We start from the raw sequence: 23,755 nt of genomic DNA on the forward strand, positions 1-23,755 counted from the left end.
CGAACCCGTGGGGCGGACGAGCGAGAGCGACGTCCGCCGAATCCCGCGCCGCTGTTGGTGGACTGCGCTGCGCTTGTCCACCCTACCCGGCTTGCGGATGGCCTTACCAAAGTTTAACCCTGCGCACTCTCGCGAGATGAGTCGCCTTAGATTCTGATTGAAAAGGACTTTTTGACGCAGGCGCCCGAGCCGCTCCGCCCCATCCCCAACCGACCTCTTGCACAACCTGAACGGCTTGGTTGAAATCCGCGCCGGTACGTTGCGTTCACCCTTCATTCGCCCGCGAGGCCAGCACGGCCCGCGGGCCCAGCGGCATGGCGCGGAGCACCAGAGGCGCGCGTGGCACGGCGCAGCGATGCCACGACAAGCCGCGCGGGTGCCGCGAGAAACAAGACACAGCTAACGAGCAATCGAGTACAGGAGAAGCTCAATGATCGAGGTTCGCGAGCTCAGTCGGAGCTATGGCGAGCTCAAGGCGGTCCAGGACGTCTCGTTCAGCATCGGACATGGTGAAATCGTCGGCTTGCTCGGCCACAACGGCGCGGGCAAGACGACCATCATGAAGATGCTGACCGGTTATCTCGAGCCCAGCGGCGGCGAGATCCGGATCGACGGACTGGACATCGCCGAGCAGCGCCGAGAGGCCCAGCGACGCATCGGCTATCTGGCCGAGAACTGCCCCATCTATCCCGAGATGACGGTCCTGGATTTCCTGGACTATCAGGCATCCCTCCATGGCCTGCCGCCTCGGCAACGCACCAGCGCCATCCGCCGCGCCGTCGAGCGCACGGAGCTGGAGGCCAAGGCGACCGCGCTCATCGGCACGCTCTCGCGCGGCTACCGCCAGCGCGTCGGCGTCGCGCAGGCGATCCTGCACGAGCCCAAGATCCTCATCCTCGACGAGCCCACCAACGGTCTGGACCCGGCGCAGATCCAGCACATGCGCAGCCTGGTGCACGAACTGGCCGTGGAGGCGACCCTCATCATCTCGACCCACATCCTGCAGGAGGTCGAGGCCGTCTGCGGGCGCGTGCTCATCATGCGCGGCGGACGCCTGGCCCTCGACAGCCAGCTCGATACCATCGGGCGCCAGCCGCGCCTGCTGGTCAGCCTGGACCGCGACCCGCGCGAGGTGCGGCCCATCCTCGCCAACCTGGCCGGAATCAACAGCGTCAGCGTCCTCGACGAGGACGCCGGACTGCGTCGCTTCGCCCTGGAGACCACCGACCTGCGCGCCGCCTCTCCGGTCGTCGCGCAGGCCGTCACTCAGCAAGGCTGGCCGCTCTTTGGCCTGGAGCCGGAGCGACAGGATCTGGAGGCGTTGTTCGGCGCCGTGAACCTGGAAGGCTTGAACCACGACCGAGCGGAGGTGGCACATGGGTGAGATCACGCGCGTGGCTCGCCGCGAGCTGGCGGCCTTCTTCGGCTCCCCGGTGGCCTACATCTTCATCGGCACCTTCCTGGCGGTCTGCCTCTTCGTCTTCTTCTGGGTGGACGCCTTCTTCTCGCGCAACATCGCGGACGCCCGTCCGCTCTTCGAGTGGATGCCCATCCTGCTGATCTTCCTCTGCGCCGCGCTCAGCATGCGGCTGTGGAGCGAGGAGCGACGCGCAGGTACGCTAGAGACACTGCTGACGCTGCCGGTCGCGACATCCAAGCTGGTGCTCGGCAAGTTCCTCGCGGCGCTCGGTCTGGTGACGGTTGCGCTTGCCCTGACGCTGCCGATGCCAATCACCGTCTCGCTGCTCGGCCCGCTCGATTGGGGTCCGGTCATCGGCGCCTATCTGGCGACCCTGCTGCTGGCGGCGGCCTATCTGTCGATCGGGCTCTTCATCTCCTCGCGGACGGACAACCCGATCGTCGCGCTCATCGGTAGCACCCTGGTCTGCGCCCTCTTCTACCTGATCGGCTCGCCCGCGCTCACCAGCCTGGTCGGCCACGGCGGCGGCGAGATCCTGCGTCTCATCGGCACCGGCTCGCGCTTCGAGTCCATCACCCGCGGCGTCATCGACCTGCGCGACCTCTACTACTACCTGAGCATCGTCGGCGCCTTCCTGGCCCTGACGGTCTACAGCCTGGAGCGCCTGCGCTGGGCCGAGCACAAGGCCAACCCGCGCCACCACCACCGCTGGACCCTGATCACCGGACTGACGGTGGCCAACCTGGTCGCGGCCAACCTCTGGATGCAGGGCATCAACAGCGTCAGGACGGACCTGACCCAAGGCCGCCTCTACACCATCTCCGACGCCACCCGCACCTACCTCGGCCAGCTCCAGGAGCCGCTGCTCATCCGCGGCTACTTCAGCGCCGAGACGCACCCGCTGCTCGCCCCCCTGGTCCCGCAGCTGCGCGACCTGCTGGAGGAATACGAGATCGCCGGCAAGGGCAAGGTCCGCGTCGAGATCATCGACCCGCAGCAGTCGCCCGAGCTGGAGCGCGAGGCCGGCGAGCAGTACGGCATCCGCCCGGTCGCCTTCCAGACCGCCTCCAAGTACCAGGCGGCCGTGGTCAATTCCTACTTCGACATCCTGGTGAAGTACGGCGACCAGTTCGAGACCCTGAGCTTCCAGGATCTCATCGACCTCAAGGTCCGCGGCGAGACCGACCTGGATGTGCGTCTGCGCAACCCGGAGTACGACCTCACGCGCACCATCAAGAAGGTGCTCTACGGTTACCAGGGCGGCGGCGACGTCTTCACCAAGATCGGCAAACCGCTGCACCTTGCGGGCTTCATCTCCCCGGCCGACACGCTCCCGGAGCCTCTGCCCGCCCTGCGCCAGGACCTGGAGTCCGTGCTCGGCGAGCTACAGACCCAGTCGCAAGGCAAATTCAGCTTCGACATCCAGGATCCGGCCGCGGGCGATGGCGCCCTGGCCAAGCGCATCCAGGAGGACTTCGGCTTCGAGCCCCTGGTCGTGAGTCTGCTCGATCCCACGCCCTTCTACTTCTACATGGTCCTCGAGGGCGGCGATCAGAAAGTCCCGATTCCCTTGCCCGAATCCCTCGACCGCGCCGGTCTCAGCCGCGCCATCGAGGCCGGGATCAAGCGCTTCGCCCCCGGCGTCATGCGCACGGTGGCGCTCTATACGCCACCGGCCGCGCCCGCCAATCCCTTCATGGGCGGCGGCCCGCAAGGCGGCGATTACAGCCTGCTCGAGCAGAGCCTGCAGGACAGCTTCGCGGTACGTGATACCGATCTCAGCTCGGGCCAGGTCCCGGAGGATGCGGACCTCTTGATGGTCGTCGGCCCCGAGGCGCTGGACGAAAAACAGCAGTTCGCCATCGACCAGTTCCTGATGCAGGGCGGCACCGTCGTCCTGGCGGCGTCCAGCTTCAATGTGGATCTCAGCGGCGGCGGCATCTCGGCGCACAAGGCCCCGACGGGCCTGGAGGACTGGCTGGGCAATCAAGGCATCAGGCTCGAGCCCTCGCTGGTCCTGGACCCGCTGAACACGCCCTTCCCCATCCCGGTGCAGCGTGATGTCGGCGGCTTCAGCGTCCGCGAGATCCAGACCCTGGACTACCCTTACTTCCCGGACGTGCGCAGCGACGGGCTCGCGGAGGACAACGGCATCACGTCGAATCTGGGCCAGATCACCATGAACTGGTCCTCGCCGATCAGCGTCGATGCGGAGAAGAACGCGGGCCGCAAGGTCACCCGGCTGATCCAAAGCTCGGCCGATGCCTGGACCAGCGACTCCGAGAACATGCAGCCGAGCTTCGAGGCCCATGGCGACCTCGGCTTCCCGGTCGGCGACGACAAGGGCCGCAAGCTCCTGGCGGTCGCCATCGAGGGCCGCTTCCAGTCGCCCTTCGCCGGCAAGCCCTCGCCGCTGCTGACTGAGGATAAGGCGGACGCCGAGCCCGCGGATGCCGACGCCGACGAAGACCCGGAGGCTGCCGGGAACGAGGCGCAGGACAAGAAGCCGCCGGTCATTTCCGGCGTCGTGGAATCCTCGCCCGAGTCGGCCCGGCTCATCCTGATCGGCTCGTCCAGCTTCCTGACGGACACGGCGATCAGCCTGGCCAACGAGGCCACCCAGAGCCGCTATCTCAAGCCCGTCGAGCTGGCGCAGAACGCGCTCGAGTGGTCGCTCGAAGACCGTGGCCTGCTGTCGCTGCGCGGGCGTGGCCAGTTCGGCCGCATGCTGGAGCCGCTCGGCCAGCAGAGCCGGCTGTTCTGGGAATCGCTCAACTATGTGCTGGCGCTGGCCGGCCTGGCGCTGGTCTACCTGCTGTATCGCCGCTCCCGCGCGCGCCGCGAACGGGTCTACGCCGAAATCCTGGGTAACGGAGGCACAGGGTCATGAGCACCACCATGGCACCATCCACTAAGGCCGATCTGGGCTGGGGGCGGGATCTGCGCTCGCCGGGGATTCTCGGCCTGCTGCTGATGCTGGCGCTCCAGCTGCTGATCGCGCTCGGGTTCAGCCTGAGCGATCCCGGAGCGGCGGCCTTTACCCCGCAGGCACCATTGATCGCACTCACGCCGAAGGAGGTGACCCGGATCACCATCGAAGGCCCGGACGACGAAGGCAAGGTCCAGCTCAGCCGCAAGGCAGGGGGCGAATGGGTGATCGCCAACCTGGCGGACCTGCCGGTCACGGCCACCAAGGTCGACCAACTCCTGGAGCAGGTCACCGCGCTCAAGCGCCCGCTGCCGATCGGCACCAGCGAGGATGCACGCAAGCGCTTCAAGGTCGCGGATGACGGCTACGTCCGTCGGCTGACCCTGGAAGGCGCGGACGGCCAATCCACCACCCTGGTCCTCGGCGAGACGCCCGGTTTTCGGCGCATCTTCGGCCGCACCGCGGACGACTCCGAGGTCTACGACCTGCCGCTGGCACTGTCCGACGTGTCCAACCGGCGCGACGACTGGGCGCAGACCGGGCTGCTGAAGCTCGATCAGGAGAAGATCAGCAGCGTCTCCGGCAAGGATTGGACCCTGACCAAGAACGAACAGGGCTGGAGCCTCGCCGAGAGCACGGAGCCGCTCGACGAGGGCGCGGCGAAGGCGCTGGTCGCCAAGGTCGCCAACCTGGGGTATCGCGGCGTGCTCGGGACCGAGGACGACCCGGCCTATCACCAGCAGGAGCCCGTCCTGGAGTTGAGTATCCAGCTCGATGACGGCGGCACGCGCGCCTATCGCATCTCCAAGGCGGAAGACGGTGAAGATTACGTCCTCAAGGATGCCGCGCGGCCCTATTACTTCAAACTCTCGACGTTCGATCTGGAGGGACTGCTCGACCTGGACCGCTCCAAGCTCATCGTCCAGCCGGAGGCGCCGAAGGCCGAAGCCGCCAGCGAACCGCCGGCGCCTCAGCCCGCGGATACGCCAGAGCCGACCGAGACCAGCGAGCCCGAGGCATCGACGAGCGACGCCGAATCAGCACCGTCTGAATCGCCAGAGGCGCCCGCGCAGGTCCAAGCGCCCGCCACCGAGACGCCACCCCCGCCTGCACCGCCCGCGCAGCAGGCACCCACCCAAGCGCAGTAGCCCGCCAATCCGCCGCCAGCCGCGTCACCCGACCAGCTGGCGGCGGAGGGAGCGGAGGGTCAGGGAGCGGAGGGTCAGGGGAGCGGAGGGTCAGTTCTCGCATCGTCGCAACTCCTCCCACGCCCGCCAAATGGATACCAAAGCGCGAAAAGATGAGCGCGGGCGATGCCAAGGCGGGCAGCGCGCAGGACTTCCAGCGGATCGAGGATGTGCTGGCGGACCTGATTCATCGGCTCTGATCCGCCGCCGCTCATCAGACCCAGCGCGGAGATCGCGGCCTTGAACTGATTCGCAACAACAGCGACACGCATGACACCCTAGCTGCAGGCTTACGGCTATGCCGTCCCAGTGGCCGCTGCACTGAAGGGCGCGTCCATTCCGGTCCCCGGCCGCATCCTCATGGCTGCGACAGCAATCCCCGCGGCGCGGCGATGCCACTAAAAAGCAGAAAGCCCAGACCGAGCCTCGCAATCACGCACGCGTGACGACGAGACTCGACCTGGGCTTAACACCACACAGCCAACTCGAGAGGTGCGCCGCCGGCTTACCCGGCGCCGCGCCTGAAGCGTCGGCCCTCTAGGCTCTAACCGCCGGTTACTGGGGCTGCCTCGCCCGAAGCAGCCGGCGGCGGCTCGCTGGTCTCCGGCGCAGGAGATGCCGCTGGAGTGGCCGTGGGCTCGACCGGTGCTTCGGTCGCCCCAGACTCAGCCGATTGCGGCGCCTGTGTGATCACGAGCGGCAGCTCCATCGCGAGCCCGGTCACCATCCCGCGCTCTTTGACCAACTGATCCACCCAGGGCTGATGCAGCATCAGGAGCGACCAGACCATGACGATACCGGCCGGCCAGGCGAGCAGCGCCGAGGCGCTGGGCGCACGATAGCGCATCAGAATCCACAGCCAGAGCACGGTCAGAAACGCGGCAGCCAAGTAGGTCCACTCTTGGAACCGGAAGGCATGATCCGCCGGCAAGACCGCCGCCAGCTGCTCGACCTCCGGAAGCTGGCCTTGGTATTTGAGGTAGATCCAGAGCCCCCAACCCGCCACCGCCAAGAGCCCGAACAGCAGGGCCGAGAACCACTTGAGCGGCATCACCAGGAGGCCCGGCATACGGGTCAGCCCGCCGACCCCAATCACAGCCAGCGGCACCAGTAGCAGCATCGCATGGATTGGCCGCGCGGCCTCCGCGGTGAGCAAGATGGCCCAACCGACGACCGAGAACAGCAGCGCCAGGCGCACGCCAGGCAAACCGAATAGCGCACCCGGGCGAAGGATCAGGGCCAGCCCGGCGAGCAGCCAAGCAGGAAATGCCATGATCAGGAAGGTCCACAGCCACTGCAGATTGTGCTCTGGAGTCCCAACCCCCGCATGATCCAGGTAGAGGTGGATGTTGTTTCCCCACAGCCAGAGATCGAAGAGCTGCGGGTCACGCTCATGCAGCAGCCAAGGCCAGATCAAGAGCCAGGGCGCGGCGAACAACACGCCGAGGAGCATGCCCCGGACTTGACGCTCGAATCCGCCAACGGTAGCCAAGAAAGGCATCAGCAAGGCCGTGACACCAAGTATCGCGGGGCCGATGAGCCCCTTGGACAGGAATGCGATGCCAGCGCCAGTGCCGAGCCAGAGCCCCCCCCAGAAGACGCGCCGCGGCACGAGCAAGAGGCCGTAGAGCCCCATCGTCGTACCAGCCATCAGCGCGCTGTCGGCGACGACATCGTGCCCAAACCAAACGATGCCGAGGGTGCCGATCAGAAGCAAAACCGTCATCGCCCCGGTCGGCCCGACACCCTTGGTCTCGGCGGGTTTCCAGGTCAGTCGCCCAAGAAGCCAGGCAAAGCTCAGGGTGAGCGTCAGAAAGACGCCGGTCGCGAGCCGAGCGGCATCGCGCGGCGGCAGATAGTCACCCAAGCGCTGGGACAGCTCCGCGGCCGTCATGTAATAGAGCGAAGGCGACTTCAGGTTCGGCTCACCGCCGCGCATCGGCACGACAAGATCACCGCTTTCGGACATGGCCTGCACCGTCTCGAGGGTCTGCACATCGTGCAGTTTCCAGGGCTCATGCCCGACGAGACCTGAGGCGATAAAGGCGATGGCCAGGATTAGGGTAAGGAGCCAAAGCCAGGAGCGTTGTTGTTTCGGTGTTTTATCTTTTTCCGACTTGGCATCGGATTTTTGTTTATCTGGTTCAGCCATGATTGTTCCTCGCTGCAAAACCTTGCGCAGGATAGCACAATGTCAATTCACGTTAGAATTCTCTAATGTTCAAGGTGCGCTTGAACGCGCGCGGACACCGCGAATCAGAAAGCTGACGACCTCACTGGCAGGCAGAGGACGGCTGAAGAGATAGCCTTGGGCCTGAGCGCATCCCAAATCGACCAAGAGGTTCCGTTGCGCCTGCGTCTCCACCCCTTCGGCAATCGTCGAGAGATTCAATCCGCGCGACAGTGCAACGATGGCGCTGACGATCGCCGCGTCGGTCGGGTCCTCGCCCAGCTCAATGATGAAGCTGCGATCGATCTTGAGGGTGTCCAGAGGAAAACGCTTGAGGTAGGCGAGCGAGGAGTATCCAGTTCCGAAATCATCCACCGAGAGCTTGACGCCGATCTCTTTCAGCGCATGAAGCTTGGCCCTGACCTCGACGGCATCGGCCATCAGGATACGCTCGGTCAGCTCCAGCTCGAGGCATTCGGATGCGGTGCCTGTCTCCGCCAAGAGCTGAGTGACGGTTTCGACCAGTCCGGGCTCCAGGAACTGGCGGCTCGCAAGATTGACCGCCACCCGCACCGGTGCGTATCCGGCCTCGCGCCAGGCGCGCAGTTGCAAGCAGGCCGCGCGGATCACCCAATCACCCAATTTGACGATGAGCCCGCTCTCCTCGGCGATCGGAATGAACTCGCCCGGCGGGACCGGCGGTCGATCCGCGGGAAACCAACGCAGCAAGGCCTCGAAGGCGACGACCTCGCCAGTCGCCAGATCGATCTGGGGCTGATAATGCAGCTCCAGTTCATCGTTCTCCAGCGCGCGATTCAGCCGGGCCTCGAGACCAATCCGCTCAGCGGCGCGCCGATTCATCTCCGTCGCATAGAAGCGAAAGCAGTTGCCACCTTCCGCGCGCGCGTGCATCAAGGCCGTATCGGCCTTCATCAGCAGCTCATTGACGTCAGTGCCATCCTCGGGACCGAGCGCGATCCCCACGCTGCAACTGAAGAAGACTTCCTCGGTCATCGCCTGAATCGGCGCGGCGAGAGCCTCCATGACGTGCTGAACAAAGAGCGGCACGCCCGCGATATCCCGGAAGCCCGTCAGCGCGATCATGAACTCATCACCCCCCGACCTGGCCAGCGCGACAAGGGTCTCATGCTGCACGTCTGGCTGGATGAGCGGCCCGAAGGATCGCGTCGTCTGAACGATTCTTGCCGCAACCGTCCTCAGGACTTCATCCCCGGCCGTGTGCCCCAGGGTGTCGTTGATCCGCTTGAAGCGATCGACATCCAGAACGATGAGCGCCAACAAACCGCCCACCTCAGAGGCCGCCGATAGGGCGCGCTGTGCGTATTGGATGAACTCATCCCGGTTGAACAGGCCCGTCAAGGCGTCGTAGGCGGAGAGGCGATGAATGCGCTCTTCCGCCTCGCGGCGCTCGGTGATGTCTTGCATGACGAACCGCAATTGCATCGGCTCCCCACGATCATCGACCTGCACCCGACCCTGGGAGAAGAGCACGCGCTCAGCCCCGTCTGCCCGATTCAGGCGGTGCGCCAGGCCGAAGCCGTCTTGCCGCTCCAACGCCTCGCCAACGGCGTGGGTCACGGCAGAGCGATCCTCCGGGTGGACGGCTTCGAGGAAGTCCGCGTAGGAGACAGACTCCGCCGACGCCTCCCAACCGAAAATCCGCAGGATCTCCTCAGACCAATCGGCCTGCCCCGTCCTGAGGTTCCAGACCCAATCGCCGAGGTGCGCGAGCCGATGCGCATCGTGGAGCCGACCCTCGCTCTCCCGCAGTGCCTTGAAGCTCTCATTGGCGCGCATCAGGTAGCGAACGCGCTGAGCGAAGATCGACCAGCTGATCGGCTTGATGATGAAGTCCGTGGCACCGCGCTCGTAGGCATCGACGATGGCGCCGGCATCATCCAGGCCGGTGGCGATGAGAATGGGGACATCCGCCCCCCCGGGCAGGGAGCGAATCCGTTCGCAGGCCGTCAAACCGTCCAAGATCGGCATCTCGACGTCCAGCAGGATCAGGTCGAATTGGGCGTCCTGAAACAGCGCGACCGCTTCGGCACCGTCGCTCGCCTCATCGATGCGCACGTCGAGATCCGCTAGGGCGGCGCGCGCCAGAAGACGCACCATGGCATCATCGTCCACGATCAGGATGTGCTTTGCCGCCTTGGTTTCGAGGGATTCAGGCATGGTGTTGGGCATTCAGGCGGCGATGTTGCGCGCGATCTGTTCGAGCGCCTGCTTCGCGTCCAAATAATTGCGCTCCATCAGCGCCACCTGCCTGGCGGCACCATCTGCGGAGCGATTGCGTGCGCGCAGCTCCAGATCCCACGCCAGGGCGGCAAGCGCGCGCGCTCCAACGTGAGCACTGCTCGATTTGAGCGAATGCGCGGCACGCCGCATCCCCTCGTGATCGAGGTGCTGCACCGCCTCGCGCAGACTCTGCAGCAGCCGCGGTGTCTCCTCGAGGTAGATGTTCACCACCTCCTTCACCAGGTCCGGCTGACCGGGCTGCTGCAGGGCATGGATCGATTCAAGCACCTCGTGATCCAAGACGCCGTCACTGGTGCGACCAAAGCGCTGTGGACGCCCCGGCGCCGGCTCAGGCAGCCGCTCCGGCTCGACGTCGCGGCCTTGACCAAGCCAGTGGCTCAGCGTCCTCCTGAGCGTGCCGATCCCCAATGGCTTGACCAAGAAGTCGTCCATGCCGGCGGCAAGACAGCTTTCTCGATTGGCCTCGATACCATCCGCAGTCAGGGCGATGATCCTGGTATGCCTGCCACTGCCCCGCTCCAGCTCGCGCAGTCGCCGTGTCGCCTCCAGGCCATCCATTCCGGGCATCAGACAATCCATGAGGACCAGGTCATAGGCCGTGCCTTGCATGGCATCCAAGGCCTCGAGCCCGTTCACGGCCAGGTCGACCGGATAGCCCAAGCGGTTGAGCATCATGCTGGCGACCTCTTGATTGGTGCGATTGTCGTCGGCCAAGAGAATCCGCGCCGGCGGCATATCCGCCGACCCATCGAGCGCGGGGATATCGGACACGCGCAGACCCAGTGCCACATGGATGGCGTTGAGCAGCACCGCGCGGCGCACGGGCTTGGCCAGCACGGCGTCCACCTCGTTGAGCTGGGTGACGGTTTTCCGGCGATTGCCACCCTGGCGCATCATCATCAGGATGCGCAGGCTCGACATGTCCGGACTGGCACGGATCAGGCGCACGAGCATCGCGCTGCCAATGCCCGGCATCTCCTGATCCAGCAACACCAGGTCATAGGGCCGTCGCGCCTTGACGGCGTCGCTGAGGCGATCCACCAGCGAGGCCCTGCCGGGATCGACATGCGCCTCCATGCCAAAGGCGGCGCACTCAGCCTGGAGGATCGCCGCCACCTCCGCATTCTTGTCGACGATGAGAATACGGCGCCCGGATGCCGGCTGCGCCATCGGCTCGGCAGCCGCCGAACAGGCGGGCAAGGGCAGCGTGAGATGGAACACCGAGCCCTGGCCCGGCTGACTCTCGACACCAATCTCACCGCCCATGGCCTCAACCAGCCGCTTGGCGATGGTGAGGCCCAGCCCGGTTCCACCGAAGCGGCGCGTGGTGGAGCTATCCGCCTGAGTAAAGGACTCGAAAATCGCTTGACGCTGCGCCTCGGTCACTCCCAGGCCGGTGTCGGCCACCTCGATGCGATAGCCTGGAGCGGTCGCCATCGACGCGCGCCTCACATGGACGATGACTTGTCCCAGGTCGGTGAACTTGATGGCGTTGCCGACCAGATTGGTGATGACTTGACGAATCCGCAGTGGGTCGCCTTGAGCGGCGGTCGTCAGTCCCGGCTGCACGCTCAATGCGAGATCCAGCCCCTTGGTATGCGCCAGTGGTGCCAGCAGGTCCAGAACGTCCTCGATCTCCTCGCGCAGATCGAGATCCTGGTATTCCAGGCACACCTTTCCGGCGTCGATCTTGGCGTAGTCCAGCACATCGTTGACCACGGCGAGCAGCGTCTCGGCCGAGCGCTGGATGGCGTCTGTCAGCCGTTGCTGGCCACTGTCGAGGCGTGTCTCCAGCAGCAACTGGATGGTGCCGAGCACGCCGTTCATCGGGGTGCGAATCTCATGACTCAAGGTGGCCAGCAAGCGACTCTTGGCCGCCGTGGCCTCTTCAGCGCGTTGCAGCTCCATCAGACGCCTGATACGTCGCGTGTGTAGCGCCACATAGACCCTGAGAAGCCCCGCAATCAGGGCGGCATAGAGCGCAAAGGCCCACCAGGTCAGCCAGGGCGCCGGGAATACGCGCACACCGATCGACAGCCCCTCCTCGTTCCAGACACCGTCGTTGTTGGCCGCCTTGACGCGCAGGGTATAGCGTCCCGCCGGCAGATTGGTGTAGGTCACCAGCGAGCGGTTGCGCCCCTGGAGCCAGTCCGCGTCGAAGCCCTCCATCTTGTACATGAAGCGGTTGCGTTGCGGATCCGCGAAGTCAAGCACCGCAATCTCGAAGGCAAGCGTGCGGTCGGCATGACGGACCTCGATGTTGCGGAGATCGGCGAGCGGGCGGTCGAGCTCGACGGGCCGATCGTTGATGAGGAAGGCGGTCAGCGCGACCGGCGGCGCGTGCGTGTTCTCGCGCATCTCACGCGGATCGAAGGCGTTGAAGCCGCGCGCACCCCCAAAGAACAAGCGCCCATCGGCCCCGCGGAAATGCGCCCCTTGATTGAAATCCTCGCTCTGCAAGCCATCGCCGACGTCATAGTTCTTCACCTTCCCGGTCACGCGGTCGATCCGTGACAGCCCACGGTTGGTGCTGATCCAAATGCCGCCGGAGGCGTCGCTCTCGATCCCCTGGATGACATCGCTCGGCAAACCCTGCTTGCGGGTCAGATGTTCAAAGCGCGCACGCCCCAGACGCCGGTCGGCGCCCCGCCAGCGGTTGAGACCACCCTCGGTGCCGATCCAGAGATCGCCGCCGTCATCGAGATGCAGCGACAGCACGCTATCGTCGCTCAGACTCAGGGCATCCGCGGGGTCATGCCGAACTTGCTGGAAGGTGCCGGAGCGCGGATTGAAGCCATTGAGTCCGCCCCCGTGCGCGCCGATCCAGATCAGACCATGGTCCTTCTCCGGCTCGATCGCGACCAACTGATCACTACTCAGGGTTTGTGGATTGGTGGGATCGGCGCGGAAGTGCGTGAAACGCCCGGTGGCGCGGTCCAGGCGATTGAGCCCAGCGCGAAAGGTGCCGACCAGCAGGCCGCCGAGGCCGTCATCGCTGATGAAGGTCACGCCGTCGGCGCTCAGGCTGCGCGGATCCATGGGGTCGTAGCGATACCGCGTGAAGCGGCCCTCCGCGGCATCCCAGCGGTTGAGGCCGCCCGCCATGGTGCCGACCCAGAGCACGGCGTCCTGATCCATGTACAGTGACATGACCCGATCGTCACCGAGGGCGCCCGGATCCCGCGGATCCGCCCGAAAATGGCGAAAGGTTCCGCTGGCGCGGTCGAGCGCGTCCAGTCCGGCGCCGTAGAGGCCGACCCAAAGCGTCCGGGCGTCCTCGGCGAAGGAGGTGACGACGCTCCCCCCAAGCCCTTGCGGATGATCGGGAGCAGAGGTCTCGCGCAGAAAGCGTCCAGCCAGCAGGTTCCAGTGATTGAGTCCGGCATAGGTGCCAACCCAGAGGACGCCGCCCTGGTCCTGGAAGATGGCGGTCACGCGGTCTTCGCTCAGGCCGAGCGGATCTTGCGGATCATGACGGTGCTGCGCGAAGCCGTCCTCTCCAGGGCCGCGGTGATAGAGACCGGCGTCCGTCGCCACCCAGAAGCCGCCGGTGCTGTCCTCGAAGATGTCGCGCACCATGCTGTCGGCGGACGCCTCCCCGGCATCCGCCGAGTCGAGCGGAACCGGGACGAAGGTCGCGGCCGCGGCGTCGAAGCGCGCCAGTCCGCTGTCATAGGTGCCGACCCAGAGCTGACCCGTGCGATCGACATAGACCTTACTGACCCGGTTGCTGCCGAGGCTGTGCGGATCCGCTGCACTGTGACGATAGTGCGTGAACTGGCGGGTTGCGGGATCCAGTCGAGCGAGGCCGCCACCGTCCGTGCCGATCCAAACGAAGCCATTGCGGTCGCCCTGGATGCTGCGCACGCTGGCGTGCCCGAGGCTATCGGGGCCAAGGTCCATGTAGGGGAAATGCACGAAGGTCTCGGCGTTGGGCTCCAAGAGGTCGAGGCCCTGATCGTCGGTCCCGATCCAGAGTCGGCCGGCCGCATCCTCATAGAGGGCGCGGATGCGGTCGCTCCCCAGCGACAGCGGAGCAGCGGCATCATGGCGATAGTGGCGCAGCTTCAGCGTCTTCGGATCGAGGCGGTCGAGACCGCCGCCGTAGGTTCCGACCCACAGAAAACCCTCCCGATCCAGGATCAGGGCGTAGATCCAGTTGTGCGACAAGGACTCGGGGTCCTGAGGATCCTTCAGCAGTGCGATGAAGCGGCTGCCGTCGTAGCGGTTCAGACCCTCCTGGGTCCCAACCCAAAGGAAACCGGCGTCATCCTGAGCAATGGCGTTGACGATGGCTTGAGACAAACCCTCACTGACCGAGAGACGGCCGAAGGGAATCGGATCCCCGTTCGCCCGCGCGTTCCCAGGCAGACCGGCGGACACCAGGAGCACCAGCAGCATCGCCAGTCTCGGCCAGTGCACGCCAAGCGCGGGGCGCGCGGTCATGCCGCCACCTGTTTCGCCGCTTGCGAGAAATGCGTCAGCTCGGTCGTGATGGAGGTGCGCAGCTCGATCAACCCCTCATCGATGAGACTGCGCATCTCATAGCGGACACGCGCCAGGGTGTCCCCGCCAAGCGCTCCACCACGACTGTAGACCGCCACCCAGGCGTTGCGCTGGTTGGCCTTGGCGATGTACGCAGCCTGATCGGCGATCGCCGCGACCGACTCCCAGTCGACCAACTCCGGCTGCTCGGGCAGGAAGGGGTAGAGCGCGACACCGATCGAGGCCGACAGACGCCCCCTCGCACCACCGCCCAACAGGTACTGATGCTCGGCAAGCGCCCAGCGGACCCGCTCGGCCAGGGTTTCGACCATATAGCAGCTGGCCGCCTGACCGAGGATGAGGAATTCATCTCCACCCCAACGAATGATGGTGTCGGCAGCCCTGCAGTTGGCGCGCAGGATGTCGCTGACCTGCACCAGGGCGCGGTCGCCTGCGTCGTGTCCGAAGCGATCGTTGATCGCCTTGAAGCCATCCAGATCGATCATCATGAAAAACAGACTGGGCGGAACCAGGGTCTGCTCGGTCCCGGCAGGCAATGCGGCCAACTGGCGCTGCACCGCGGCGATTTCCGGCTCGATGTATTGATAGAAATAGCGTCTGTTCTTGAGCTTGGTGAGCACGTCTTCCGCGCTCAGCGATTCCAGTCGTGCATTGAGCTCTTCAAGCGTCTGGTTGCGCAGGGACAGCTCGACCGTGCGCTCCTCGACCATCCGTTCCAGCATCCGGCGTGTCTTGGCCTCCGCCAATCGCCTGCGCCGCTGCCCAAGCAGATAAAAGGTGAGCACCCCAGCAGCAAGGGACGCATAGATACCTAGCGCCCAGAAACTCAGCCATGGCGCCGGCTTGACGCGCAGATCGACCACCGCGCTCCGCTCGCTCCAAACGCCGTCGTTGTTGGCGGCCTGGGCAACGAAGCGATAGCGGCCAGCGTTGAGATTGGTATAAGCGGCACGCGGATAATTCCCAGCATTCACCCAATCGCTGTCGAAGCCCTCCAGCCTGTACCTGAACTGATTCTTGTCCGGCGAGGCGAAGTCCAGCGCGGCCATCTCGAAGCTGATGGCATGATCCCGATAGGTCAGCTCGACGGAGGGCACCGAGGCATCGCGACTCGAGGCGAAGGCCAGGGTCTCCAGGCTCGACTTGACCTCGATCGCGACCGGCGGCTTGTGCTGATTGGTCCGAACCTTGAGCGGATCGAGGACTACCAGACCCTGCGTGCTCCCGAACGCGAGCTTGCCGTCGGGACTTCTGGCCCGCGCGCCCTGCATGTGCTCATTGGATTCGAGACCATTGCGGTCGTCGAAATGGCGAATGCTCCCCGTGCTCGGATCCAGCTGCGAGAGACCGCGATTGCTGCTCAGCCAGAGCATGCCATCGCCGTCCTCCAGCAGGCCCAGCACGGTATTGCTGACCAGTCCTTCCGCCTTCCCGTAGTTGCGAAAGATCGCTCGCCCCGCCCGACGGTCGGCCGGCATCCAGCGGCTCAGCCCACCGCCCATGGTGGCGATCCAGAGCGAGCCGTCGGCCCCCTCCAGGAGATCCCAGGCGGTATCGCTGGCCAGGCTGTCGCGGCGCTCGATGTCATGGCGATAGCGTTGGAAGGTTCCGGTCTGCACGTCCAGCAGACCGAGGCCGGCATCCTCGGTGCCCACCCACAAGCGGTTGTTTCGGTCACGCAGCAGCGCCAGCACCCGATCACTGCCGATGCTGGCCGGGGCGCGCGGATCATGACGGTAGCGCGTGGAACGACCGCTGGCGGGGTCGAGATGGTTGAGCCCGTCACCATAGGTGCCGACCCACAGGGTGCCGTCGGGGTCGCTGATGATCCGGGTGACGCCGTCCCCGCTGAGGCTGTCGGGATCCTTCGGGTCCTGCCGATAATGCCGAAAACGGCCACTGAGCGAATCGCGTCGATCCAGACCGGCGTCGCGCGTCCCGACCCAAACAGCCCCATCCGCCCCGGCGTGCACCGCCATGACGAGGTCGCTGCTCAGGCTATTCGGCTCACTCGGGTCATTCCGGTAGACGACGACCCGACCCGAGGCCGTATCCAGGCGATTGAGGCCACCGCCATAGGTCCCGACCCAGAACACGCCGTCCTCCAAGGCCGCCACCGAGGTGACGACCGCGTTGCTCAGCCCCGAACCAGGCGAATTCGACACGCCATAGACCCGAAAGGCATCGCTGGCGTAGTTCCAAGACGCAGCCCCGGCAGCGGTTGCGATCCACAGCACGCCGCCTTCGTCCTGAAAGATCCGATTGACGGTTCCGTTCGGGAGACTCAGGGGATCCGCTTCGTCGTGCACATGGCAACTGAATCGATCGGGCTCTCCGAGCCACCGGCAAAGGCCGCCGTCGTCAGTCGCGATCCAAAGGTTGCCGTCGCTGTCGCGCGCGATGTCGTTCACGCTGCCCGCGCCCATAGAGTCAGGCCGCCCGGCGTCATGTCTGAAGTGACGAAAGCCCGCGCCGTCCGGCTCGAGCCGGCTCAGGCCCGCGCCGAAGGTGCCCACCCAGAGCCGTTCGGCCTCGTCCTGGTAGAGGGTGCGCACCCGATCGTCAGCCAGGCTGTCCGGTTGCGTCGGGTCCGATCGGTAGGCGGTGAAGTCATGATCGCGCGGGTCGAAGCGCAGCAGACCGCCGCCATCCGTTGCGACCCAAAGCCTGCCGCTGCGGTCCGCCAGCAGATCCATGATCTTGTCGTTGGTCAGACTGCCCGGAGCCCCGGGTTCGTAGCGGTAGTGGACGAAGGTCCCGGTCGCCGTATCCATGTGGTTGAGACCGCCGCCATCGGTGCCGATCCAGAGGCCGCCGTCAGCATCCTCCAACATGACACGCACGCGATCACTGCTGAGCGTGGAGGGGTCGTCCGGATCACTGCGAAAGGTGACGAAGCGCTCCGTGCCCGGATCGAAGCGGCTGAGACCGCCGCCATCCGTCCCCACCCAGAGATTGCCTGCGTGGTCGACCAGCAGATCCCAAACCCAGTCGTTGGGCAGCGAGCCAGGTGCATCCGGATCGTGACTGAAGGTCACCATGCTGTGACCATCGTAACGATTGAGTCCCTCTTGGGTGCCCACCCAGAGGAAACCACGCCCATCCTGGACAATGGCGTTGACGTTGCCGTGGGAGAGTCCGTCGAAAACGCTCAACCGATTGAACTGCATGTGGTGCCTTTGGGCACCCGCGTAAGGATCGGCCGCGGCACCAAGCGCAACCAGCACCAAGGCCAGGAGTGCCGCGAGCCGCCAGCCTTGGGTTGTTCCTGGCCTTTGGCTGGCCGCATGCGGCGCTTTTGAATCGGCCTGCTTGTGGGTGCCGAGGCGATCCATTGGCACGCAGCTGGACCCTGCCCCTTGCGAGGGAGTCACTGAGGATCTCGGCTGATTCGGCCAGATGCGCATGAAGGTGTTGCGAATGCCATATTGGATGCTTTGCAGGGCAGGCCATCGGTCCGGCTTGAAAATGGTCTTGACGACCGCCCCGTTCATACGATGAGTCTACAAAAAACGGCGGCACTCGCTGTATGAACTGGCGCAAGCTTTACGCCAGCAGATACACAGAGACCCAAGCGGATGTGCCCCACCATTGGAGCGGGACAATGGCGGCTCAGGACGGAGCTGATCGCACCGGCCAGCTGTGTCGGTTGGGCGGCCCTGGTCGTCAGTTGGACCGGTAGGGTGAACGAGCGAGCGCGAAGTCCACCGAATCTCGCGCCCTTGTTGGTGGACTGCGCTGCGCCTGCCCACCCTACAGACTGAACATCAATTTAGGGTAGCACCCCACGCCGGCCAGCTTCTGTCGGTTGGACCAACGGTGGGAGACCCAACCTACGTCCTTTCGTGGGCCTCGTTCTCGGCCCAACGCTCGACATCCATTGCGGTGACACCCGGTTCCAGGCGCCTCCTGCTGCGCACATAAAGTGCTTAGTATTTCAGCACCTGCTAACGCGCGCCATCCGCATAAACACGCTAACAGGCGTTCTTCTGGGCGCCATTGAATGGCGGCACAGTCCGCTCGGCGATCGATGCCCAGCGGCGCAAGCGTCGGGCCAGACCCGTCGCTCGACCCCTCTCGATGAAGCCCCTGCCCCCTCAGCCCAGGAAATCGCCAATACCGAGGCCAGTGGCCAAGATCTCGCGGATCACACCGTTTTTTGGGGATACGCCGAAATTTTCAGAATATCCACCATAATTTCTGCGAACCACCATTTTTTCAGCACACTCACGCACCGCACTCGGCCTTAAAACGGACCGTTGAGGTGAACCCAGCGACCATCTAGCCAAGCCGAAGTGTGATCCGCGTCAAGCGATCGACGTCAATCGCACCCGATCCAAGGTTGCTCGGCGCGATCGGCAGGCTCCGGCCCGTTTGCGGTATGCGACTTGCGTGTGACCAACCAGCGACAGCAAGCCCTCGCGGCGGGGCGACTGACATTCACGACTCCCAAGCACCAAAGGACACCGCAGATATGACCAACAAGCGCTTCGAACAAACAACGTTGGCAACCGCCGTTGGGCTGGCGATCTTGGGTGCTGGACGGCTATCTCTGGAGCAAGGGCAATCTCTGGAACGACGGCTATTTGTGGAGTAAGAGCCTGACCGAAACGGCGGGCGTCAATGTCTGGGTCAATCAGGAATAACGCGGCTATGGGCTGGAGTACACGGCCTTGCGGCCGTTAGCTCACGCAGGCACCGATTCGATGCGTTTGAGGCATCCCATCAGTGCCTGACACGACAATGCGGCTTCCCAGTCAGGCTCCGATTGAGCAGCGAAAGGCGTGAAGGATACGGGGCAGGCACCCCTGCCCCGCACTGAACGCACGCTCCATCGACCTGGCCGGAATGGCTCGGATGTCACCGCTCACATTCAACGACTTCACTCACAGTCATCGACTTCAATCAGGAACCAGCACATGCCATTACAGACGCAAAGATCTAAACGACTGGGGCTGCTCGCCGGCTTCGGTCTGCTCAGCGCGACCGCCCTGACCTTCCTGCCCAGAGGCGGCGACGCCCAGTCGTTCATCGTCCAGGGTCAGGACCTGCAGGCGGTGCGGGCGGCGGTCCTCGCCACCGGGGGCACCATCACCCATGAGCTCGGGATCATCCATGCCGTGACCGCGCAACTGACGGCGTCGCAGCATGCCGCCCTACAGCACAGCGACGCCACCCTGCGCCTCTATGCGGACCAACCGGTGCAGACGAGCACGCTCGAGTTCTACGAGTACGACGTCAACAACGGTCTGATACCGGATACCCACTACACGGACCGGATCGGTGCCGAGCAACTGCACGCGGAAGGGATCGACGGCCGCGGGGTGACGGTGGCCGTGCTCGATACCGGTATCTGGCGCTATGACTGGCCAGGGGTCGTCGGAAAAGATCTCAATGGCCGCGACCGTCTGACGGCGACCTTCGACGCCACCCTGCCACCCGGTTGGTGGCCGGAGATCACCTACGAGGAGAACGGGCATGGAACGCACGTGACCAGCGTCATCGCGAGCACCCAGCACTCGTCCTACACCGGCAAGGTCCACGGCGTGGCTCCGAATGTCAATCTGGTGGCAGTGCGGGCCTTCGACGCCAAGGGCCAGGGCACCTACTCCAACGTGATCCGCGGGCTTGACTGGATCGTCTCCCACAAGGAGCAGTATGGCATCGACGTCCTCAACCTTTCGTTCAGCGCACCGGCGCGCTCCCACTACTGGGAAGACCCCTTGAATCAGGCTGTCATGGCCGCCTGGGAGGCAGGCATCGTGGTCGTCGCCTCCGCTGGCAATACCGGCCCTGACCCCATGACCGTCGGCGTGCCGGGGAACCTGCCCTATATCATCACAGTGGGCGCCATGACTGACAGTCAAACGCCAGATGATCCCAGCGATGACCGGTTGACCACCTTCTCAGCGGCCGGGCCAACCCATGAGGGTTTCGTGAAGCCGGAGTTGGTTGCCCCAGGGGGCCATGTCCTCGCCACCATGCCGCATTGGTACAAATTGGCGCAGCAGCACAATGACGCCCGACTGGCAAACCAACACAATCTCTTTGTGATGTCCGGAACCTCTCAGTCGGCCGCGATCGTCTCCGGTGTCGCGGCCCTCATGTTGCAGGCCGACCCGAGCCTGACCCCGGACGACCTCAAGTGCCGACTGATGAGTTCGGCCCACGCCGCCATCGCCGGTGACGGCACGCCCGGCTACGGGATCCTGCAGCAGGGCGCTGGTCTGGTGAACGCCTACGCGGCCGCACACAGCACCGCCAGCGGCTGCGCCAACCGCGGCCTCGACATCGCCGCCGACCGTGCCGGCAGCGCGCATTACGCCGGCCCGGTGCGGGTAGACGACGAGGGACACCTCTACATCCAGGATCCGCGGGAGCCGAACGGCATGCTCTATAGCGGAGGCTTCCTGTGGGCGGACGGGTTCCTCTGGGCGGACGGCTTCCTCTGGGCCGATGGTTTCCTCTGGGCCGATGGCTTCCTCTGGGCGGACGGCTTCCTTTGGGCCGATGGATTCCTCTGGGCGGACGGCTTCCTCTGGGCCGATGCGGCAACCGAGTCCGTCGCCATCAACGCCTGGGTGCCGCAGGAATAGTCGACCAGACCTCACCGCAGGAGCCATGCCTTGGTGCGATCCAGGCGGCTCCTTCACGGATCAGATCTCCTTCACGGATCAGATCATTGATGGAACGAAACGAGAGTGACGAAGCAATGATGACCCCCAAACTCAAGCAAACGGCCCTTGTCAGCGGGCTCGCGTTGGCGTTTCTCGGCGCCGCGGCGCTCATCCAGTCGGAACAGCCAAGCGAGCAGCGCGCAGTCATCATTCAGGGGAGTGATCTCGCCGCCCTGACGGCCGCCGTGCAATCCGTCGGCGGTGAGGTCACCCATGAGCTCGGCATCATCAAGGCCGTGGGTGCGCGCCTGAGCCCTACCCAACTGGAGGCGATCAAAGAGCGCGATGGCATTCGCCGGATCTACGCCGACAGTGATCTCAGCACCTCCTCCGCGAGCGCCGAGCCGGACTGTCGCTATCTGAATGCGGAGCCGCTGATGAAGATCGGCGGCGACAAGATCGAGTGGGAGGTCTACAACAACGGTGCCGTCGATCGCTATCTGAACAGCGTCGTGGCCATCTGGCCGAAGGCGAACGGTGACATCGAGGAGCTGAAATTCCACGAGAAACTATTCAAAGGAGCCATGCCTGGGGTCTCCGCCACCTTCGCGCGTCCGCAGTGGCAGATCGCCGCCGACAAGGCGAAGCTCAAGGCCGGTGGCAAGGAGAAGATCGAGATCAAGTTCGAGGAGCACCCGGTCACGGATCAGCAGGGCTACGAGCTGCGCCTCTTCTTCAATGATGGCTGCTCGATCGACTTCCCGCCCCCGCCGGAGGTGCTCTTCGCCGGCGACAGCGACAAGCACGCCAAGCGCAGCTACATCGCCACACTGGTCGATGCCGAGGATCTGCACTGGCAGGGCATCGACGGCAAAGGCGTCGGCGTGGCGGTGATCGACACCGGCATCTGGGGCGACAAGTCCGTCTACCTGAGTGAGGACCCCTACGGCAACGAGCGCATCCTCGCCCAGTACGACGCCATCGAGAACAAGACGCTCGACTACAAGAAGGAGAGCGACGGCAACGGTCACGGCACCCATGTGAGTAGCATCGTCGTCAGCAGCCGCCGCAAGTCCGGCGAGTTCAACGGCATCGCCCCCAATGCCAACCTGATCGGGGTGCGCGCCTTCGACGACGATGGCCAGGGCAGCTATGCGAACGCCATCCGTGCGCTCGACTGGGTGGTCGCCCACAAGGACGCCTACAACATCCGCGTCCTGAACCTCTCCTTCAGCGCCGAGCCCCAGTCCTTCTATTGGGACGACCCGCTCAACCAGGCCGTCATGGCCGCCTGGCAAGCCGGCATCGTGGTGGTGGCCTCCGCCGGCAACGAGGGACCCGACCCCATGACCGTCGGCGTGCCCGGCAATGTCCCCTATGTCATCACGGTCGGGGCCATGACCGACAGCGTCACGCCGGCTGACGCCAGCGACGACACCCTGGCCAGCTTCTCCTCGGCCGGTCCGACCGTGGAGGGCTTCGTCAAGCCGGAGATCCTGGCCCCAGGCGGACACATCCGCGGACTCATGAGCAAGGACAAGCGGCTCGGCAAGCGGCACCCCGAGTTCCATGACGCCGACGAGTACTTCACCATGTCCGGCACCTCGCAGTCCGCGGCCGTGGTCTCCGGCGTGGCGGCGCTCATCGTCCAGGCCGACCCGACGCTGACTCCCGACGACGTCAAGTGCCGGCTGATGGCCTCCGCGCGTCCGCGGGTCGACGCCAGCGGCAACCTCGCCTATTCGATCTTCCAGCAAGGCGCTGGGCTGGTGGACGCCTACGCCGCCGTGTACGACCAGACCTGGGACTGCGCCAACCAGGATCTCGACATCGCCACCGATCTGTCGGGCGACAACCATTTCCTCGGTCGCGCCAATCAGGATGAGAACGGCGACTATTACATCATAGGGATGGACGGCTACCTCTGGTCGAAGGGCTACCTCTGGTCCAAGGGCTACCTCTGGTCGAAGGGCTATCTCTGGTCCAAGGGGTACCTCTGGTCCAAGGGTTATCTCTGGTCCAAGACCGACCTTGAAAGCGATGGCTATCTCTGGTCGAAGGTCAATCTCTTGAACAACGGCTATCTCTGGACCAAGACCTTGAACGAGGCAGCGGCCATCAACGCTTGGGTTCCCCAGGAATAGGACCGCGCGCCGCCATCGATGCAAGCTGGCGACCGCTGGACCGGTGGCCGGCGCTATCCTTGCAGATCGTCCTTCCAGCGCCGGTAGGTGGCCGGCGTCACGCCCATGAGTGCGGCTGCCGGGCCGTCCTTGGCTCCCACCTGTACCACGACCTCCGCCAGCAATGCCTGCCGTGCCCGGATCACGAGGTTTTCGTCCTGGGCCGCACCGTAATCCTCGAGCAGACGTGTCAGGGTTTTCTGGTCACGAAGCTCCAGCTTCGTGACTTCAGCGATGAAGCTCTGCTTCACGACGTCGGCGGCTTCCGGCCCTTGATTCGGTCGATCCAGGCGCTGATCCTCGAACTCGCGAAGCGGAGCTTCGTCTCGCGGGTGACGAAGCTGGAGCTTCGTCACCAGGCTCAAATCAGGACGTGGCCTTGATCATCAGTTGGACCGGTAGGGTGGACGAGCGAGAGCGAAGTCCACCGAATCCCGCGCTGTCGTTGGTGGACTGCGCT

Annotated in this window: 11 protein-coding genes; 6 read left to right on the top strand and 5 right to left on the bottom strand. The window is 64.8% G+C overall.

Features of this window, described 5'->3' with window-relative positions; translation table 11 throughout:
* Nucleotides 1-430: 430 nt before the first annotated feature.
* Genes CKO23_RS00550 through CKO23_RS00560 form a run of 3 tightly spaced genes read left to right on the top strand, consistent with a single transcriptional unit; the run spans nt 431 to nt 5,497 of the window.
* Nucleotides 431-1,384: an ABC transporter ATP-binding protein gene (locus CKO23_RS00550; RefSeq protein ID WP_200327790.1), complete on the top strand. Its 954-nt coding sequence runs from the start codon at nt 431-433 to the stop codon at nt 1,382-1,384.
* Nucleotides 1,377-4,310, top strand: coding sequence for a Gldg family protein (locus CKO23_RS00555; RefSeq protein WP_200327791.1), 2,934 nt, complete (start codon nt 1,377-1,379; stop codon nt 4,308-4,310). Before CKO23_RS00550 ends, CKO23_RS00555 begins: the two co-directional genes overlap by 8 nt.
* Before the next feature lie 8 nt (nt 4,311-4,318).
* Complete coding sequence (locus CKO23_RS00560) at nt 4,319-5,497, top strand: DUF4340 domain-containing protein (protein WP_242482128.1); 1,179 nt, start codon at nt 4,319-4,321, stop codon at nt 5,495-5,497.
* Nucleotides 5,498-6,080: 583 nt separating this feature from the next.
* Here the strand turns inward: CKO23_RS00560 and CKO23_RS00565 are convergent.
* From CKO23_RS00565 to CKO23_RS00580, 4 genes are all read right to left on the bottom strand, one after another.
* Nucleotides 6,081-7,688 (bottom strand): hypothetical protein, encoded by a 1,608-nt coding sequence (locus CKO23_RS00565; RefSeq protein WP_200327793.1) that lies wholly within the window; start codon nt 7,686-7,688, stop codon nt 6,081-6,083.
* Nucleotides 7,689-7,757: 69 nt separating this feature from the next.
* The gene (locus tag CKO23_RS00570) at nt 7,758-9,905 is read right to left on the bottom strand and encodes a putative bifunctional diguanylate cyclase/phosphodiesterase (protein WP_200327794.1); all 2,148 of its coding nucleotides are present in this window, start codon (nt 9,903-9,905) and stop codon (nt 7,758-7,760) included.
* A gap of 12 nt (nt 9,906-9,917) precedes the next feature.
* The gene (locus CKO23_RS00575) at nt 9,918-14,435 is read right to left on the bottom strand and encodes a hybrid sensor histidine kinase/response regulator (protein ID WP_200327795.1); all 4,518 of its coding nucleotides are present in this window, start codon (nt 14,433-14,435) and stop codon (nt 9,918-9,920) included.
* Nucleotides 14,432-17,830: a ligand-binding sensor domain-containing diguanylate cyclase gene (locus CKO23_RS00580; RefSeq protein ID WP_242482139.1), complete on the bottom strand. Its 3,399-nt coding sequence runs from the start codon at nt 17,828-17,830 to the stop codon at nt 14,432-14,434. The genes CKO23_RS00575 and CKO23_RS00580 overlap by 4 nt, the downstream gene beginning before the upstream one ends.
* A 1,182-nt stretch (nt 17,831-19,012) precedes the next feature.
* On the opposite strand from CKO23_RS00580, the gene CKO23_RS26290 reads away from it, so the two are divergent.
* The 3 genes from CKO23_RS26290 (at nt 19,013) to CKO23_RS00590 (ending at nt 23,256) form a co-directional block, all read left to right on the top strand.
* The gene (locus CKO23_RS26290) at nt 19,013-19,141 is read left to right on the top strand and encodes a hypothetical protein (protein ID WP_274600177.1); all 129 of its coding nucleotides are present in this window, start codon (nt 19,013-19,015) and stop codon (nt 19,139-19,141) included.
* A 273-nt stretch (nt 19,142-19,414) separates the two neighbouring features.
* Nucleotides 19,415-21,091, top strand: coding sequence for a S8 family peptidase (locus CKO23_RS00585; RefSeq protein ID WP_200327797.1), 1,677 nt, complete (start codon nt 19,415-19,417; stop codon nt 21,089-21,091).
* 116 nt (nt 21,092-21,207) lie between these two features.
* Nucleotides 21,208-23,256 carry a S8 family peptidase gene (locus CKO23_RS00590; RefSeq protein WP_200327798.1) on the top strand — a complete coding sequence of 683 codons (2,049 nt, stop codon included), beginning with the start codon at nt 21,208-21,210 and terminating at the stop codon, nt 23,254-23,256.
* A gap of 53 nt (nt 23,257-23,309) precedes the next feature.
* On the opposite strand, the gene CKO23_RS00595 is transcribed toward CKO23_RS00590, so the two are convergent.
* A complete protein-coding gene (locus tag CKO23_RS00595; RefSeq protein WP_200327799.1) occupies nt 23,310-23,651 on the bottom strand; it encodes a hypothetical protein in 342 nt (113 codons plus the stop codon).
* Nucleotides 23,652-23,755: the final 104 nt, after the last annotated feature.

Origin of the sequence: Thiocystis violacea, from assembly GCF_016583565.1 — a bacterium.
GTDB classification, from domain to species: domain Bacteria; phylum Pseudomonadota; class Gammaproteobacteria; order Chromatiales; family Chromatiaceae; genus Thiorhodococcus; species Thiorhodococcus violaceus_A.